Genomic DNA, 15151 nt, shown 5'->3' with positions numbered 1-15151 from the left:
GTTGAAACCAGCCGGTTACGGCCTTCCGCGGGGCCCCTGTGAACGTGCTCCACGGCGGGCCGGATCACCCCGGTCGCCGTATTGACATCCCCTTGGTCCAGACCGCACGGTGATCCGCGACACAAACTCACCGAGGGGGCTCCCGCATGAGTGACCGTACGCCTGCCGGCCAGTTCTTCGACGCCGCGATCACCCTGCTCCAGCGGGTCCGCGACGAAGAGGCCGACACCGTCCGGGCGGCCGGCACGCTCCTCGCGGACACGGTGACCGGCGGCGGGCGGCTGTTCGCCTTCGGCGCCGGGCACTCCTCCCTCGCGGCGCAGGACATCGTCTACCGCGCGGGCGGGCTCGCCCTGATGAACCTGCTCACCGTCCCCGGAGTCGTCGGCGTCGACGTCATGCCTGCCACCCTGGGCTCGGCCCTGGAGCGCGTCGACGGCCTCGCCGGTGTGGTCCTGGAGACGTCACCGCTGCGCTCCGGCGACGCCCTGGTGATCATCTCCCTGTCGGGCCGCAACGCGCTGCCCGTGGAGATGGCCATGAAGGCCCGCGAACTCGGTGTCCGGGTCATTGGTGTGACCTCGGTGGCGTACGCCTCGGAGACGACGTCACGGCACTCCTCCGGGACGTATCTGAAGGACCACTGCGACGTCGTCCTCGACTCGAAGATCGCGATCGGCGACGCGGAACTCACCCTCGACACCATCCCGGCCCCCTTCGCGCCCGCCTCCACGGTCGTCACCTCGGCGCTCCTCCAGGCGGTGATGGCGACGGCGGCGGCGACCCTGGCCGAGCGTGGGATCGAGCCGCCGCTGCTGCGCTCCGGGAACGTGGACGGCGGCCACGAGTGGAACCGCCGGGTGTTCGAGGAGTACCGGGACCGGATCTTCTACCAGCGCTGAGCCACTACTGCTCCCCGACCTCGCCGGCGAGGTCCAGCGCCGCCGCGATCCGTACGGCCACGTCCTCGGCGTAGATCGAGTCGGGCCGTTCGAACTGGCTGCGCCCCGCTCCGCGCAGGAACGTCACCACGCCCAGCGTCCGGCCCCGGCTGCGCAGCACCGCGCACAGCGCGTGGACGGCGTCTGTGGGCCACTGGCGGGCGCGGGCCCACTCGCGGGCCTGTTCGGGCGGGGCGGTGCCGATGCTGGCCCGCACGGAGCCGATGCGTTCGACGCTCTGCAGGGCGGGGTGCCCCTCGCCGTAGCGCAGGGGCAGTCCGGCCGCCCCGGCGAGCAGGCTCGGCCCCGGCGCGCCGGTGGGAGTGGCGGCGACCCGGACCAGTCGTACGGCCTCGGTCCGCATCCCGTCCGCGTCCGCCAGCGAACCGCCCACGACCCGGTCGACGAGCGCGTGGTCGGCGAAGCCGGCGAGGGCGAAGTCGAGGTGGACGGTCGCCGCGTCGCGCGGGTCCTCGCACTCGGCGGCGGCGCGGGCGGCGCGGTGCAGTTGCTGGGCCCGGAAGCGCAGCAGCGAGGCCTCCTGCTCGATCTGCTTGGCCTCGGTGACGTCCTGGAAGAGCCAGCCGACGCCGAGCGGCACGGGTTCCTCGGTGAGCGGTGAGGCCAGTCGCAGGAAGCCGCTCCGCCAGCAGCGCCGCAGATTCCCCTCCGGCGTCCGTACGCTCACCCAGATCTCCGCGGGGGCCGGCGGCGCGCCCTCGGCGAGCACATGCGTGAGCGCGGCCTCCAGCTCCTCGACGCCCTGCGCCAGCAGCTCGCCGAGGGGCCGCCCGAGGACGGAGGTCCGGCCGGTGCCGAGCGCCCGCGCGGCATGGCTGTTGACGACGGCGGGGCGCAGATCGGCGTCGACGAGGACGACCCCCCAGGAGGCGTCCTCGAACAGCGCCTCGCTCAGTGCGATGGACCGCTCCAGGTCGATCTGCGCATGCACCTCGCTGAAGGCGCAGTAGACCCCGGCGGGCTTCCCGTCGGGCCCGCGCACGGCGGCGGACTGCGTCCTGACGAGCACCCGCCCACCGTCCTTGGTCAGCAGCGCGAACTCGTTGACCTGCCGCCCCGGAGCCTGCATGGCGGACATCAGCCGCCCCTCGACCTCCTCGGCGTCCGCACTCCGTACGGCCCACCCGGCCAGCCCGGGCCGCCCCACGGCCTCGGCCGCGGTCCAGCCCAGGATGCGCTCCGCCTCGCGGTTCCAGTGGGTCAGCACCCCGTCCGCGTCGAAGGCGCACAGGGCCGCGTCCATCCCGTCCAGCAACGCGGCGAGCAGATCGGACCCGCCGACCCCTTCGGGCTCACCGTCCCGCTCGGGCTCGTCGGGACCCAACTCATCGGTGGTCCCACTACGCCGGGAAGCACTCACCTGGACCCCCTGCAGGCTGCGTCCGCGGACACGACGCTCCGGTTCACTCACTCCCCCTCATTCAACTCGAACGTGACGCAGCACACACCGAGTTCCGGCAAGATTGAAGGAATCGTTGTACACCCCGTCCTCGTTGACGGCGCGCTCGCTACGACGATCGGTCATGCGCCGGAACCTAAGTGACCAGCACCTTCGCGTCCAGCAGGTTCATGTCTCGTAAAAAACGGTTGATCCGTCGGCAGGGGGTTCTTAGGGTGGCGAGTACTTCGGAAAGGAGGTGGTTCGGCAGATGTATGGATACCGGACGGAAGAGGTGACTGCGGGCTAGTGGCCCGCCGTCGTACTCGGTTCGGCGCCGGACCAGCGTGCGCACGACACACGCAACCGGCCTAACCCAACGCAGTCACCCGACCCGCGAGCTCGCCGGTACGTCCGGCCGGCTCCCCCGCCGCGAGGCGAGGGACCTGAGCTCGCGGGTCGCCTGCGTTCACGGGGTCAGGGACTGAGCCGCTCCACCCGCCAGCTCCCGTCCCGCTGCGCGACGTACCGCAGCCGGTCGTGGAGGCGGTTCTCGCGGCCCTGCCAGAACTCGATCGTCTCGGGGGCGATGCGGAAGCCGCCCCAGTGGGGTGGGACCGGGACCTGTTCGCCCTCGGGGTAGCGGGCGGTCAACTCCTCGTACGACGACTCCAGTTCGGTGCGGGAGGGAATCACCGAGGACTGGGTGCTGGCCCAGGCGCCGAGCTGCGAGCCGTGCGGGCGGGTGCGGAAGTACGCGGCGGTCTCGTCGCGGCCGGTGCGGCGGGCGGTGCCGGTGACCAGGACCTGGCGGGCCATCGGGTGCCAGGGGAAGAGCAGGGAGACGTAGGGGTTGGCGGCGAGTTCGCGGGCCTTGCGGGAGTCGTAGTTCGTGTAGAAGACGAAGCCCTGGCCGTCGTAGTCCTTGAGGAGGACCGTGCGGGAGCTGGGACGGCCCCCGGCGTCGGCGGTGGAGACGACCATGGCGTTGGGCTCGTAGACCAGGTCCTGGAACACCGCCTCCTCGAACCAGCGCCCGAACTGTGTCATCGGGTCGGCTGCCAGGTCGTTCTCGTCGAGGCCCTCCGCGCGGTACTGCCTGCGCATCGCGGCGGGGTCGAGGCGGGGATCACGGTCGATGGGATCGCGGTCGGTCACGGCGGTCATCTTGCCGTACGGTCGCATCCGACCACGAGTTCAGATGGCACTCAGTGCCGCAGACCTCCCCTTGGGTGGCACTCGACGCTATGGTGCTGATGTCTCTGTCTTCGGCCCGCGAGTCCCCACAGCGACCGTGGAGCCACAGCTTGAGGAGCCGCCTGATGTCCGACCTCGACCCCGGTTTCGTACCCGGTCTCGAAGGAGTCGTCGCGTTCGAGACGGAGATCGCCGAACCGGACAAGGAAGGCGGCGCCCTGCGATACCGGGGGGTCGACATCGAGGAACTGGTCGGTCACGTCTCGTTCGGCAACGTCTGGGGGCTGCTGGTCGACGGCGCCTTCAACCCCGGACTGCCGCCCGCCGAGCCGTTCCCGATCCCGGTGCACTCCGGCGACATCCGCGTCGACGTACAGTCCGCGCTGGCCATGCTCGCGCCCGTGTGGGGCCTCAAGCCCCTCCTCGACATCGACGAGGAGCAGGCCCGCGACGACCTCGCCCGCGCCGCCGTGATGGCCCTCTCCTACGTCGCCCAGTCCGCGCGCGGGCAGGGCCGCGCGATGGTGCCGCAGAGCGAGATCGACAAGGCGCAGTCGGTCGTCGAACGGTTCATGATCCGCTGGCGCGGCGAGCCGGACCCCAAGCATGTCGCCGCCGTCGACGCGTACTGGACCTCCGCCGCCGAGCACGGCATGAACGCGTCGACGTTCACCGCCCGCGTCATCGCCTCGACCGGCGCCGACGTCGCCGCCGCGCTCTCCGGGGCCGTCGGCGCCATGTCCGGGCCGCTGCACGGAGGCGCCCCGTCCCGGGTGCTCGGGATGATCGAGGAGATCGAGCGCACCGGGGACGCGGAGGCGTACGTCAGGCAGGCGCTCGACAAGGGTGAGCGGCTGATGGGCTTCGGGCACCGGGTGTACCGCGCCGAGGACCCACGCGCGCGTGTACTGCGGCGCACGGCACGGGAGTTGGGCGCACCGCGTTTCGAGATCGCGGAGGCGTTGGAGAAGGCCGCGCTCGCCGAGTTGCACGCGCGTCGGCCGGACCGGGTGCTCGCCACCAACGTCGAGTTCTGGGCGGCGATCGTGCTCGACTTCGCCGAGGTGCCGGCGCACATGTTCACGTCGATGTTCACGTGCGCGCGCACTGCGGGGTGGTCGGCGCACATCCTGGAGCAGAAGCGGACTGGGCGGCTGGTGCGGCCGTCCGCGCGGTACATCGGGCCCGGGTCGCGGGGACCGCAGGCCGTCGAGGGGTACGGGGACATCGCCCGCTGAGGATGTGTGTGCAGGGGGGCGCCTCAGCCCAGGGCGTCCTCCAGCAGGGCCGCCCACTGCGCCACCACTCGCTCCCGCCGCGCCCGGTCGTCCGTGAGCAGGTTCGCCAGGCCCAGGCCTCGCGCCATGTCCAGGAAGCCCTGGACCGTCTCCCGTACGCCCGGCCGGGACTCGTCCGCGCCCAGCAGGTCCACGGCGATCCGGTGCGTCTCCCGGCCCACCCTTGCCTCCAACTCCGTTACCTGCGGCCGTAGTTGGTCCTCGTTCGAGGCGGCCACCCACAGGTGCAGGGCCGCGCGGAACAGGGGGCCGGTGTAGAGGTCGACCAGGGCCTCGGTCACCGCGTGGCGGTCGGTGGCGCCCTCCGGGAACAGGGAGCGCAGAGCGGTGGAGCGTTCCTCCGCCACGTACTCGACGGCCGCCGTGAAGAGGTCCTCGCGGGTCGGGAAGTGATGCTGGGCGGCGCCTCGGGAGACACCGGCGCGTTCGGCGACGACGGAGACCGTGGAGCCCGCCCAGCCGTGTTCGGCGAGGCAGGATACAGCGGCTTCCAGGAGGCGCTGCCGGGTGGCCCGGCTGCGGTCCTGCTTGGGTCTGCGGTCGACCGTGCCCGTCGCCGCCGCCGCGTTCACACCACCCACACCGGGTCCCGTCGTTCGAGGAAGGCCGTCATCCCCTCGCGGGCCTGCGCGGAGCCGAACAGCCGTGCCGAGAGCGCGGTCAGGTCGGCCGCGTCCCGGTCGAAGGTTTCCAGCACCCTAGCCGTGAGCAGCCGTTTCGTCTCGGCCAGGGCCTGGGGAGCGGAGCGGCGCAGCCCGTCAAGGATCGGCGCGAGGACCTCGTCTACGTCCTCGCCCGCCGCCGTCAGCAGGCCGATACGGGCCGCCTCCGTCGCGTCGAAGCGTTCGCCGGTGAGGTAGTAGCGGGCGAGGGCGCGGGGGTCAGTGCGGGGCAGGAGGGGGAGGGAGATGACCGCAGGGGCGACCCCGATGCGTACCTCCGTGAACGCGAAGGTGGCGGACGGTGTGGTGGCGGCCGCCATGTCGCAGGCCGCGAGCAGGCCCAGGCCGCCCGCGCGTACGTGACCGGTCACCCGGGCGACGACCGGTTTGGGCAGTTCGACGATCTGGCGGAGGAGGGCCACCAGGGCGTCCGGTGGCGGAGGGTCCCGCAGGTCCGCGCCCGCGCAGAACGTGTTCCCGGTGTGGGTGAGGACCACCGCCCGTACGTCGGCGTCCTTGCCGCACTCGGTGAGCGCGTCCGCCAACTCGGCCACCAGGGACGCCGACAGCGCGTTCCGCGTGTCCGGTGAGTCCAGGCTCAGGGTCTCGATGCCACGCGCGCGTGCCCGCCCGATCGACGTCATGCCCGGCCCCGCAGTTCCCGGCGCAGGATCTTCCCGGAGGCGGCTCGCGGGACGGCGTCGATGAAGGTGACCCGGCGGACCCGCTTGTAGGGGGCGACGCGTTCGGCGACGTACATCATGACCTCGCCCTCGGGCAGGTCGCCGGAGCCCGGTTGGCGGACCACATAGGCGTGCGGCACCTCGTTGTTGTCGTCGTTGTAGTCGCCCACCACAGCCGCGTCGGCGATGCCGGGGTGGGTGAGCAGGAGGGCCTCCAGTTCGGCGGGGGCCACCTGGAAGCCCTTGTACTTGATGAGTTCCTTGACCCGGTCGACGACGAACAGCCAGCCCCGGCCGTCCACATGGCCGACGTCCCCGGTGTGCAGCCAGCCGTCCCGGTCGATCATCGCGGCGGTGGCGTCGGGGTGCCCCAGGTAGCCCTTCATCACCTGGTGGCCCCGGATGAGGATCTCGCCGGCCTCGCCGATGCCCAGGTCCTTGTCGGGGTCGTCGAGGGAGACGATCCGCATCTCGGTGCCGGCGATGAGCTTGCCTACGGTTCCAGGGGGCGCGGTGGCCATCTCATGTATGGGGACCACATGGGTGCCCGGGGAGAGTTCCGTCATGCCGTACGCCTGGCCCACGGGCGGCAGACCCAGGCGCTGGGAGCAGGCGGCGGCGAGGTTCGCGTCCAGGGGTGCGGCGGCGCTGATGATGTACTTCAGGGACGAGAGGTCGTACTGCGCGACCGCGGGGTGCTTGGCGAGGGCCAGGACGATCGGCGGGGCCACATAGAGGCCGGTGATGCGGTGGTTCTCGATGGCCGCGAGGAAGGTCTCCAGCTCGAAGCGCGGGAGCACGACGACCGTGGCGCCCACCCGCAACGGGGCGTTCATCAGGGCCGTAAGACCGTAGATGTGGAAGAACGGAAGCACGGCGAGGATGCGGTCGCCGGGTCCGGCGGGGACCGCTGGCTCCAACTGGGCGAGATTCGTGGCTATTTGACTGTGGGTCAGCATGACGCCCTTGGGAGTGCCGGTCGTGCCCGAGGAGTACGGGAGGGCCGCCACGTCCGCCACCGGGTCGATGTCGATCACCGGCTCGGGGGCCGTCGAGCCGAGCATGTCGGCCAGCGAGCGATGGCCGGGCGCGCTGTCGCAGACGAATATCTCCTCGACACCGCCCGCGAGTTCGGCCGCCCGGCGGGCCGCCTCCAGGAGCGGTGACACGGTGACGATCCAGCGGGCCGCCGAGTCCCGCAACTGCTTGGCGAACTCCTCCGGGGTGGCGAGCGGGTGCACCGTCGTGACGGCGGCACCCGCGCGCGTGGCGGCGTAGAAGGCCAGCGGGAAGGCGACCGTGTTCGGGCTGTGCAGGGCGAGGACGTCCCCCTTGCGCACGCCCGCATCCGCGAGCCCGGCCGCGACACTGCGGTGGAACCGGTCCACCTGGGCGTAGGTGAGGGTGGTGCCGTCCGTGCCGTCGACCAGGGCCGGTTCGTCCCCGAACTCGGCGGCCCGGGCCAACACCGCGTCATGGATGGGGAGTTCTACGGCCGGAATGTCTGCGTACTCGCTGCGGAACATGGTTCCTCCTGGCACGGACTGGCGCTGGGCTGTCGGCTAGTACGACTTGGGCAGGCCCAGGGTCTGGTGGGAGACGTAGTTGAGAATCATCTCCCGGCTCACCGGAGCAATACGAGCCACACGCGCGGCGGTTATCAACGAAGCGAGCCCGAATTCCCGGGTGAGCCCGTTCCCGCCGAGGGTGTGCACGGACTGGTCGACGGCCCGCACACACGCCTCCCCCGCCGCGTACTTCGCCATGTTCGCGGCCTCGCCCGCGCCGACGTCGTCACCGGCGTCGTACAGATACGCCGCCTTCTGCATCATCAGACGCGCCAGTTCGAGATCGATGTGCGCCTGCGCGAGCGGGTGCGCGATCGCCTGGTGGGCACCGATGGGGGCATCCCATACGGTGCGGTCGCGCGCGTACTCGACGGCGCGGGCGAGCGCGTAGCGGCCCATGCCGATCGCGAAGGCGGCCGTCATGACGCGCTCCGGGTTGAGCCCGGCGAAGAGCTGCAGCAGGCCCGCGTCCTCGTCACCGACGAGCGCCTCGGCGGGCAGCCGTACGTCGTCCAGGGTCAGCTCGAACTGCTTCTCCGCCGCCTGGAGTTCCATGTCGATCTGCCGCCGCGTGAAGCCGTCCGCGTCGCGCGGGACGATGAACAGGCAGGGCTTGAGACGGCCCGTGCGGGCGTCTTCCGTACGGCCGACTACCAGGGTCGCGTCGGCCAGGTCCACGCCGGAGATGAAGACCTTGCGGCCGGTGAGCAGCCAGTCGGCGCCGTCCTTGCGGGCGGTGGTGGTGATGCGGTGGCTGTTGGAACCGGCGTCGGGTTCGGTGATGCCGAAGGCCATGGTGCGGGTGCCGTCGGCGAGTCCGGGGAGCCAGGTCCGCTTCTGCTCCTCGGTGCCGAAGCGGGCGATGACCGTGCCGCAGATGGCGGGTGAGACGACCATCATCAGCAGGGGGCAGCCTGCGGCTCCCAACTCCTCCAGGATAATGGAGAGTTCGGAGATGCCGCCGCCTCCGCCTCCGTATTCCTCGGGGAGGTTGACGCCGAGGTAGCCCAACTTTGCTGCTTCGGACCAGAGTTGTTCGCGGTCGTAGGTGCGGCCGTGGCGTTTGCCCAGGGCGGATACGGCTGCGCGCAGGGCCTTGTGCTCGTCGGTCTCGATCGTGCTCATGCGGCTCCCTCGTCATGGCTCGGCTGCACTACCGCCAGCAACATGCCTGGCTCCACCTGTTGCCCCGTCACGGCTCGCAAAGCCGTCAACGTACCCGTGACCGGTGCCGTGATCTTGTGTTCCATCTTCATCGCCTCCAGCCACAGCAGCGGCTCCCCGGCCGTCACGGCTGCTCCTACGGCCAGGCCCTCCGCGACCCTCACCACCGTCCCCGGCATCGGTGCCAGCAGCGAACCCGGGGCCAGTTGGGCGGTCGGGTCGGGGAAGCGGGGCAGGGCGGTGAGGGCTGTCGCGTTGACGTGGACCTGGTCGCCGTATCGCGCGACCTCGAACTTCCTTCGTACGCCGTCCACTTCGAGTACGACGAGACCGGCGTCCGCGTGGACGACGTGCACCCCGTCGGCGCTCAGGCCCTGCCTGGTGTGGCGGTACTGGACCTCGCACTCGGTGTCGCCCATGACGTACCGCTTCACCTGCGGCTGCGACGGCACGTTGCGCCAGCCGCCGCCGAAGCGGGAGCGGCCGTGGGCGTCGGCGAGGGCGGCGGCCAGGGGGGCGTGCGGGTCCGGGACCGGCTGGGTGAGGTCGGTGAGGTGGCGGCCGTAGAAGCCGGTGTCCATGTGGGCGGTGGCGAACTCCTTGTGGCGCAGGGAGCGTACGAGGAGGTCTCGGTTGGTGAGCGGGCCGTGGATGGTCGCCCGCTCCAGGGCGCCGGAGAGTCTGCGGAGCGCCTCCGCGCGGGTGGGGGCGTGGGCGACGACCTTGGCGAGCATGGGGTCGTAGTGGACGCCGATGTCGTCGCCGTCGGTGTAGCCGGTGTCCAGGCGGACGCCCTCGGGTACGGCGAGGCGGTGCAGGGTGCCGGTCTGGGGGGTCCAGTCGTGGGACGGGTCCTCGGCGTAGAGGCGGGCCTCGATGGCGTGGCCACGCGCGCGTGGGGGGTCGTTCTCGAGGGGTGCGCCCTCCGCGATCCGTAGTTGCAGGGCGACCAGGTCGATGCCGAACACGGCCTCGGTGACGGGGTGTTCGACCTGGAGGCGGGTGTTCATTTCGAGGAAGTGGGCCCTGCCGTCGGGAGAGATGAGGAACTCGACCGTTCCGGCGCCGACGTAGTCGACCGCACGAGCAGCCTGTACGGCCAACTCACTTATCTCGTCGGTGAGTTCGTCGGCCAGGCCCGGTGCCGGGGACTCCTCGATCACCTTCTGGTGGCGGCGTTGGAGGGAGCAGTCCCGGGTGCCGAGGGCCCAGACGGTGCCGTGTGTGTCGGCGAGGATCTGTACCTCGACGTGCCGGCCGCCCTCCACATAGGGCTCGACGAAGACCTCGCCGTCCCCGAAGGCGCTGAGTGCCTCGGCCCGGGCGGCCGTCAACTCGCCTTCCAGGTCGGCGAGTTGTCGCACGACCCGCATCCCGCGTCCGCCGCCGCCCGCCGCCGCCTTCACCAGGACGGGGAGATCGGCCTCGGTGACGTGCTCCAGGGGCGCGATCCCCATGAGGTGCTTGGCGCGGGTCTTGGAGGCCATCGCCTCGATCGCCTCGGGTGGCGGCCCGATCCACACCAGCCCGGCGTCCAGGACGGCGCGGGCGAAGTCGGCGTTCTCGGACAGGAATCCGTACCCGGGGTGCACCGCGTCCGCGCCCGCCGCGACGGCCGCCTTCACGATCAGCTCACCGCGCAGATACGTCTCCGTGGGCGTCGCCCCCGGCAGTCGTACCGTCGCGTCGGCCACGCGCGCGTGGAGCGCGTTCTCGTCGGCGTCCGAGTGCACGGCGACCGTCCGGATCCCCGACTCACGGCAGGTACGGAAGATCCGGCAGGCGATCTCGCCCCTGTTGGCCACCAGGACAGAAACTATGGAACCACTCACTGGGACCTCACATCCGGAAGACGCCGAACCCACCACGCGCGCCCTCGAAGGGCGCCGTGTGGATGGCGGACAGGCACAGGCCGAGGACGGTGCGGGTGTCGCGCGGGTCGATGACACCGTCGTCGTACAGCCGCCCCGACAGGAACATCGGCAGGGACTCGGACTCGATCTGCTGCTCCACCATGGCGCGCAGCGCCGCGTCCGCGTCGTCGTCGTACGGCCGGCCCTTCGCTACGGCCGACTGCCGGGCGACGATCGACAGGACTCCGGCGAGCTGCTGGGGGCCCATGACGGCGGACTTGGCGCTGGGCCAGGCGAAGAGGAAACGGGGGTCGTAGGCCCGCCCGCACATGCCGTAGTGCCCGGCGCCGTACGAGGCGCCCATGAGCACGGACAGATGCGGTACGCGGCTGTTGCTGACCGCGTTGATCATCATCGCGCCGTGCTTGATGATGCCGCCCTGCTCGTACTCCCTGCCGACCATGTAGCCGGTGGTGTTGTGCAGGAAGAGCAGCGGGATGTCGCGCTGGTTGGCCAACTGGATGAACTGGGCGGCCTTTTGGGACTCCTGGCTGAAGAGAACCCCTTGGGCGTTCGCCAGAATGCCCACCGGATAGCCGTGCAGGGTGGCCCACCCCGTCACCAGGCTCGTGCCGTAGAGCGGCTTGAACTCGTCGAAGTCGGAGCCATCGACGAGCCGGGCGACGACCTCGCGCGGATCGAAGGGGGTCTTGAGATCCCCCGGGACGATGCCGAGCAACTCGTCCTCGTCGTACTTGGGGGGCGCGGCCGGGCCCGGATCGCCGTACGCCTTGCGGTGGTTGAGGCGGGCGACCACACGGCGCGCCTGGCGCAGCGCGTCCGGCTCGTCGACGGCGAAGTGGTCGGCGAGGCCCGAGACGCGCGCGTGCATCTCGGCGCCGCCGAGCGACTCGTCGTCGCTCTCCTCGCCGGTCGCCATCTTCACCAGCGGCGGCCCGCCGAGGAACACCTTCGCGCGTTCCTTGACCATGATCACGTGGTCGGACATGCCGGGGATGTACGCGCCACCGGCGGTCGAGTTGCCGAAGACGACCGCGATCGTCGGGATGCCGGCGGCCGAAAGCCGGGTCAGATCACGGAAGATGGCTCCGCCCGGGATGAAGATCTCCTTCTGGGACGGCAGATCGGCACCGCCGGACTCGACGAGGCTGATGCAGGGCAGCCGGTTGGCGAGCGCGATGTCGTTGGCCCGCAGTGCCTTCTTCAGGCTCCATGGATTGCTCGCCCCGCCGCGCACGGTCGGGTCGTTGGCGGTGATCAGGCACTCCACGCCCTCCACCACCCCGATGCCGGTGACGAGCGAGGCGCCGACGGCGTAGTCGCTGCCCCAGGCGGCGAGCGGCGACAGTTCGAGGAAGGGCGTGTCGGGGTCGAGGAGCAGCTCGATGCGCTCGCGGGCGAGCAACTTCCCGCGTTTGCGGTGCCGTTCGACGTACTTCGGCCCCCCGCCCGCGAGCGCCTTCGCGTGCTCGACGTCGAGTTCGCCGAGCTTGTCGAGCATGGCCGCGCGGTTGGCCGCGTAGTCGGGGCCGTTGGTGTCCAGGGCGGACGGAAGGACGGTCACAGGAGGACCTCCGGGATGTCCAGACGACGGGAACGCAGCCATTCGCCCAGGGCCTTGGCCTGCGGATCAAAACGGTGCTGGGCGGCGACGCCCTCGCCGAGAATGCCCTCGACGACGAAGTTCAAGGCCCGAAGGTTGGGCAGCACATGCCGGGCGACGCCCAACCCGGCGGTCTCCGGCAGGAGTTCACGGAACCGCTCGACGGTCAGCGCATGGGCGAGCCAGCGCCACGCCTCATCCGTACGCGCCCACACTCCCACGTTGGCGTTGCCTCCCTTGTCACCGCTACGGGCCCCGGCGACCAGACCAAGGGGCGCCCGCGCCGTGGGCCCGTCCGGCAGAGGCTCGGGGAGGGCCGGCTGCGGAAGGTCGTCCAGTACGAGGGTGTCGTGGGCCGGGGCCATAGCAACCCGCCGCCCGTCGTAGAGGACGGCCACATGGTCGACGGCGCCATGGGGGACATACACATCATCGAAGACGCCATAGGGCGCTCCCTTTCCAGGTGGGGTCAGCACATGGAAGCCGGGGTAACTGGCCAACGCGAGTTCAACGGCCACCGCGCCCAGCGCCCGCCCGACAACATCCTGATCGGCGTCCCGCACGACGAGCCGCAGCAGCGCACTGGCGGTCTCCTCGGTCGGGGCGTCCGCGTGATCGGTCCGGGCGAGATCCCAACGAAGCTCACGGGGCCGGGCCTTGGCCGCCCGGAACGCGGCCTCCATCTGCTCCCGGACAAGACCGGCCTTGCGCTCGATGTCGAGCCCGGTGAGCACGAAGGTGACCTCGTTGCGGAAGCCGCCCAGCCGATTGAGACCGACCTTGAGAGTCGGCGGCGGAGCCTCCCCGCGCACCCCGTCGATCCGTACCCGATCGGGACCGTCCGCACCGAGCCGGACGGTGTCGAGCCGGGCGGTGACGTCGGGCCCGGCGTACCGGGCACCGTGCGTCTCATAGAGAAGCTGCGCGGTGACGGTACCGACGTCCACGACCCCACCCGTACCAGGGTGTTTGGTGATGACGCAGGAGCCGTCCTCATGGATCTCGGCGAGCGGAAACCCGGGGCGGTGCAGCTTCTCCGCCGGATGCTCGGTGAAGAAGGCGTAGTTGCCGCCGGTGACCTGGGTCCCGCACTCCAGCACATGTCCGGCGACCACAGCCCCAGCTAGCCGGTCATAGTCGTCCACCCCCCACCCGAAGTGGGCGGCGGCGGGTCCGGTGACCAGCGCGGCGTCGGTGACCCGCCCGGTGACCACCACATCGGCCCCCGCGTCGAGGCAGGCGGCGATACCGAAGCCACCGAGATAGGCATGGGCGGCAAGGGACCCCGGATACCGGGCGAGGAGATCGTCCCCCTCGACATGCGCGACCCGTACGGGTATCCCCAGCCGATCGGCCAACTTCCTTACAGCTTCGGCGAGTCCGGCCGGATTGAGCCCCCCGGCGTTGGTGACGATCCGCACCCCGCGCTCATGGGCGAGACCGAGACACTCCTCCAACTGCTTCAGGAAGGTGCGGGCGTACCCGGCGCCAGGGTCCTTCAGCCGGTCCCGGCCCAGGATGAGCATGGTCAGCTCGGCGAGGTAGTCACCGGTGAGGATGTCCAGCGGGCCACCGGTGAGCATCTCGCGCAGGGCGTCGAACCGGTCGCCGTAGAACCCGGAGGCGTTGCCTATCCGGAGGGGGGCGACGGGGGAGGTCACTGGCCGTCCCCTTTCGGCGGGCGTCCGGTGCCGGGTGGCCCCGCGAAGGCCTGCGCGATGTCGAGCCACCGGTCGGCGTCGGGGCCCACCGCCGCCACCGCGAGGTCGGCGCGATGGGCTCGCTGGGTGACGAGGAGGCAGAAGTCCTGGGCGGGCCCGGTGACGCGCTGCGGGGCGCCTTCAGGGCCGTAGACCCACAACTCACCGGAGGGGGCGAGGAGTTCGACCCGGAACTCCTCGCTCGGCGGGGTGAGCCCGTGCACGGCGAAGGCGAAGTCACGTGCGCGCACGCCGATGCGCACCACATGTCGGAGGCGGTCGGTAGGTGGCCGTGCCACACCGAGCGCGTCGGCGACGTCCTGGCCGTGGGCCCAGGTCTCCATGAGTCGGCCGGTGGCCATGGAGGCGGCCGACATGGGTGGGCCGTACCAGGGGAAGCGGGTTTTCGCGGGGGCGGCACACAGGGCGTCCAGCAGGGCCGCCCGCCCGGTCCGCCAGTCGGCGAGGAGTTGTGCGGGCGGCTTCTCGGCCCCGGCCTCCGCGCCCTGATCCACATACGACTCCGGAGCGGCGAGCGCCTTCTCGACCAGCGCACCGAACGCGTCCCCGTCCGTCACGGCGAGCAGGGCCGAGTGGTCGGTCCAGGCGAGGTGGGCGATCTGGTGGGCGACGGTCCAGCGGGGCGCGGGGGTGGCGAGGGCCCACTGGTCGGGGCTCAACTCGGCCACGAGGCGGTCGAGTTCGTCGCTCTCGGCACACAGGTCGTCGAAGACGGGCGTGGGGTCGGCCATGGGGCGAGCATGACAGCGGAGGGGGAAACAAGCAAGCGTGCTTGTATTTTTTCTCCATTGGACCGATTGGTACACATGCCGTTTATTGCGAGTGACCTAGAACACAAAACCATTCCGGAATACAAAACAAAAGATGACTAGAGACAGCGATGCGCCAGGTCAGAGGCATGATGTTCGAGAGGCCAGCGCACCCTACTCCCCGTTTGCCCAGTCGTAACAACGCACACCTTGCGGCCTTCGCGATGCCGGGTGTTTTCTACTAGCGCGCCTTTTCACCCCCACCTGATCTTGTCATGCTCACGCCATTTCG

General features: G+C 70.8%; 12 protein-coding genes. 2 read left to right on the top strand and 10 right to left on the bottom strand.

Annotation, left to right across the window (positions count from 1 at the left end):
- The first annotated feature begins 146 nt into the window (after positions 1 to 146).
- Positions 147 to 902, top strand: a complete 756-nt coding sequence (locus ABZT04_RS01015) for an SIS domain-containing protein (RefSeq protein ID WP_355905743.1) — start codon at positions 147 to 149, stop codon at positions 900 to 902.
- A gap of 4 nt (positions 903 to 906) precedes the next feature.
- On the opposite strand, the gene ABZT04_RS01010 is transcribed toward ABZT04_RS01015, so the two are convergent.
- Entirely contained in the window at positions 907 to 2322 is a 1416-nt protein-coding gene (locus tag ABZT04_RS01010; RefSeq protein ID WP_356051386.1) for a PAS domain-containing protein, read from the bottom strand.
- Positions 2323 to 2817: 495 nt separating this feature from the next.
- Positions 2818 to 3507, bottom strand: a complete 690-nt coding sequence (gene pdxH, locus ABZT04_RS01005; protein ID WP_356051384.1) for a pyridoxamine 5'-phosphate oxidase — start codon at positions 3505 to 3507, stop codon at positions 2818 to 2820.
- A gap of 155 nt (positions 3508 to 3662) precedes the next feature.
- Here pdxH and ABZT04_RS01000 point away from each other — a divergent pair, with 155 nt between their 5' ends.
- On the top strand, positions 3663 to 4775 hold the full coding sequence (locus tag ABZT04_RS01000; protein WP_356051382.1) for a citrate synthase 2: 1113 nt from the start codon (positions 3663 to 3665) through the stop codon (positions 4773 to 4775).
- A gap of 23 nt (positions 4776 to 4798) precedes the next feature.
- Here the strand turns inward: ABZT04_RS01000 and ABZT04_RS00995 are convergent, their stop codons facing one another.
- The 8 genes from ABZT04_RS00995 to ABZT04_RS00960 are packed head-to-tail and all read right to left on the bottom strand — an operon-like array spanning position 4799 to position 14841.
- Positions 4799 to 5416 (bottom strand): TetR/AcrR family transcriptional regulator, encoded by a 618-nt coding sequence (locus ABZT04_RS00995; RefSeq protein WP_356051380.1) that lies wholly within the window; start codon positions 5414 to 5416, stop codon positions 4799 to 4801.
- Positions 5404 to 6141, bottom strand: coding sequence for an enoyl-CoA hydratase family protein (locus ABZT04_RS00990; protein ID WP_356051378.1), 738 nt, complete (start codon positions 6139 to 6141; stop codon positions 5404 to 5406). The genes ABZT04_RS00995 and ABZT04_RS00990 overlap by 13 nt, the downstream gene beginning before the upstream one ends.
- Complete coding sequence (locus ABZT04_RS00985) at positions 6138 to 7706, bottom strand: 4-coumarate--CoA ligase family protein (RefSeq protein WP_356051376.1); 1569 nt, start codon at positions 7704 to 7706, stop codon at positions 6138 to 6140. The genes ABZT04_RS00990 and ABZT04_RS00985 overlap by 4 nt, the downstream gene beginning before the upstream one ends.
- A 36-nt stretch (positions 7707 to 7742) precedes the next feature.
- The gene (locus ABZT04_RS00980) at positions 7743 to 8873 is read right to left on the bottom strand and encodes an acyl-CoA dehydrogenase family protein (RefSeq protein WP_356051374.1); all 1131 of its coding nucleotides are present in this window, start codon (positions 8871 to 8873) and stop codon (positions 7743 to 7745) included.
- On the bottom strand, positions 8870 to 10744 hold the full coding sequence (locus tag ABZT04_RS00975; protein ID WP_356051372.1) for a biotin carboxylase N-terminal domain-containing protein: 1875 nt from the start codon (positions 10742 to 10744) through the stop codon (positions 8870 to 8872). Before ABZT04_RS00975 ends, ABZT04_RS00980 begins: the two co-directional genes overlap by 4 nt.
- 7 nt (positions 10745 to 10751) lie before the next feature.
- Complete coding sequence (locus ABZT04_RS00970) at positions 10752 to 12350, bottom strand: carboxyl transferase domain-containing protein (RefSeq protein WP_356051370.1); 1599 nt, start codon at positions 12348 to 12350, stop codon at positions 10752 to 10754.
- The gene (locus ABZT04_RS00965) at positions 12347 to 14050 is read right to left on the bottom strand and encodes an acyclic terpene utilization AtuA family protein (RefSeq protein WP_356051368.1); all 1704 of its coding nucleotides are present in this window, start codon (positions 14048 to 14050) and stop codon (positions 12347 to 12349) included. Before ABZT04_RS00965 ends, ABZT04_RS00970 begins: the two co-directional genes overlap by 4 nt.
- Positions 14047 to 14841: a TIGR03084 family metal-binding protein gene (locus tag ABZT04_RS00960; RefSeq protein WP_356051366.1), complete on the bottom strand. Its 795-nt coding sequence runs from the start codon at positions 14839 to 14841 to the stop codon at positions 14047 to 14049. Before ABZT04_RS00960 ends, ABZT04_RS00965 begins: the two co-directional genes overlap by 4 nt.
- Positions 14842 to 15151 lie beyond the last annotated feature (310 nt).

Source organism: Streptomyces sp. NPDC005492, assembly GCF_040605995.1.
Taxonomy (GTDB): domain Bacteria; phylum Actinomycetota; class Actinomycetes; order Streptomycetales; family Streptomycetaceae; genus Streptomyces.
Note: the sequence above shows the minus strand (reverse complement) of the source record. Positions and strands in the feature narration are given on the sequence as shown.

Excerpts from the sequence above, each read along its gene's own strand:
- ABZT04_RS01000 (WP_356051382.1), top strand. The coding sequence starts at position 3,663 with ATGTCCGACCTCGACCCCGGTTTCGTACCCGGTCTCGAAGGAGTCGTC.
- ABZT04_RS00980 (WP_356051374.1), bottom strand. The coding sequence starts at position 8,873 with ATGAGCACGATCGAGACCGACGAGCACAAGGCCCTGCGCGCAGCCGTA.
- ABZT04_RS00960 (WP_356051366.1), bottom strand. The coding sequence starts at position 14,841 with ATGGCCGACCCCACGCCCGTCTTCGACGACCTGTGTGCCGAGAGCGAC.
- ABZT04_RS00990 (WP_356051378.1), bottom strand. The coding sequence starts at position 6,141 with ATGACGTCGATCGGGCGGGCACGCGCGCGTGGCATCGAGACCCTGAGC.
- pdxH (WP_356051384.1), bottom strand. The coding sequence starts at position 3,507 with ATGACCGCCGTGACCGACCGCGATCCCATCGACCGTGATCCCCGCCTC.
- ABZT04_RS00985 (WP_356051376.1), bottom strand. The coding sequence starts at position 7,706 with ATGTTCCGCAGCGAGTACGCAGACATTCCGGCCGTAGAACTCCCCATC.
- ABZT04_RS01015 (WP_355905743.1), top strand. The coding sequence starts at position 147 with ATGAGTGACCGTACGCCTGCCGGCCAGTTCTTCGACGCCGCGATCACC.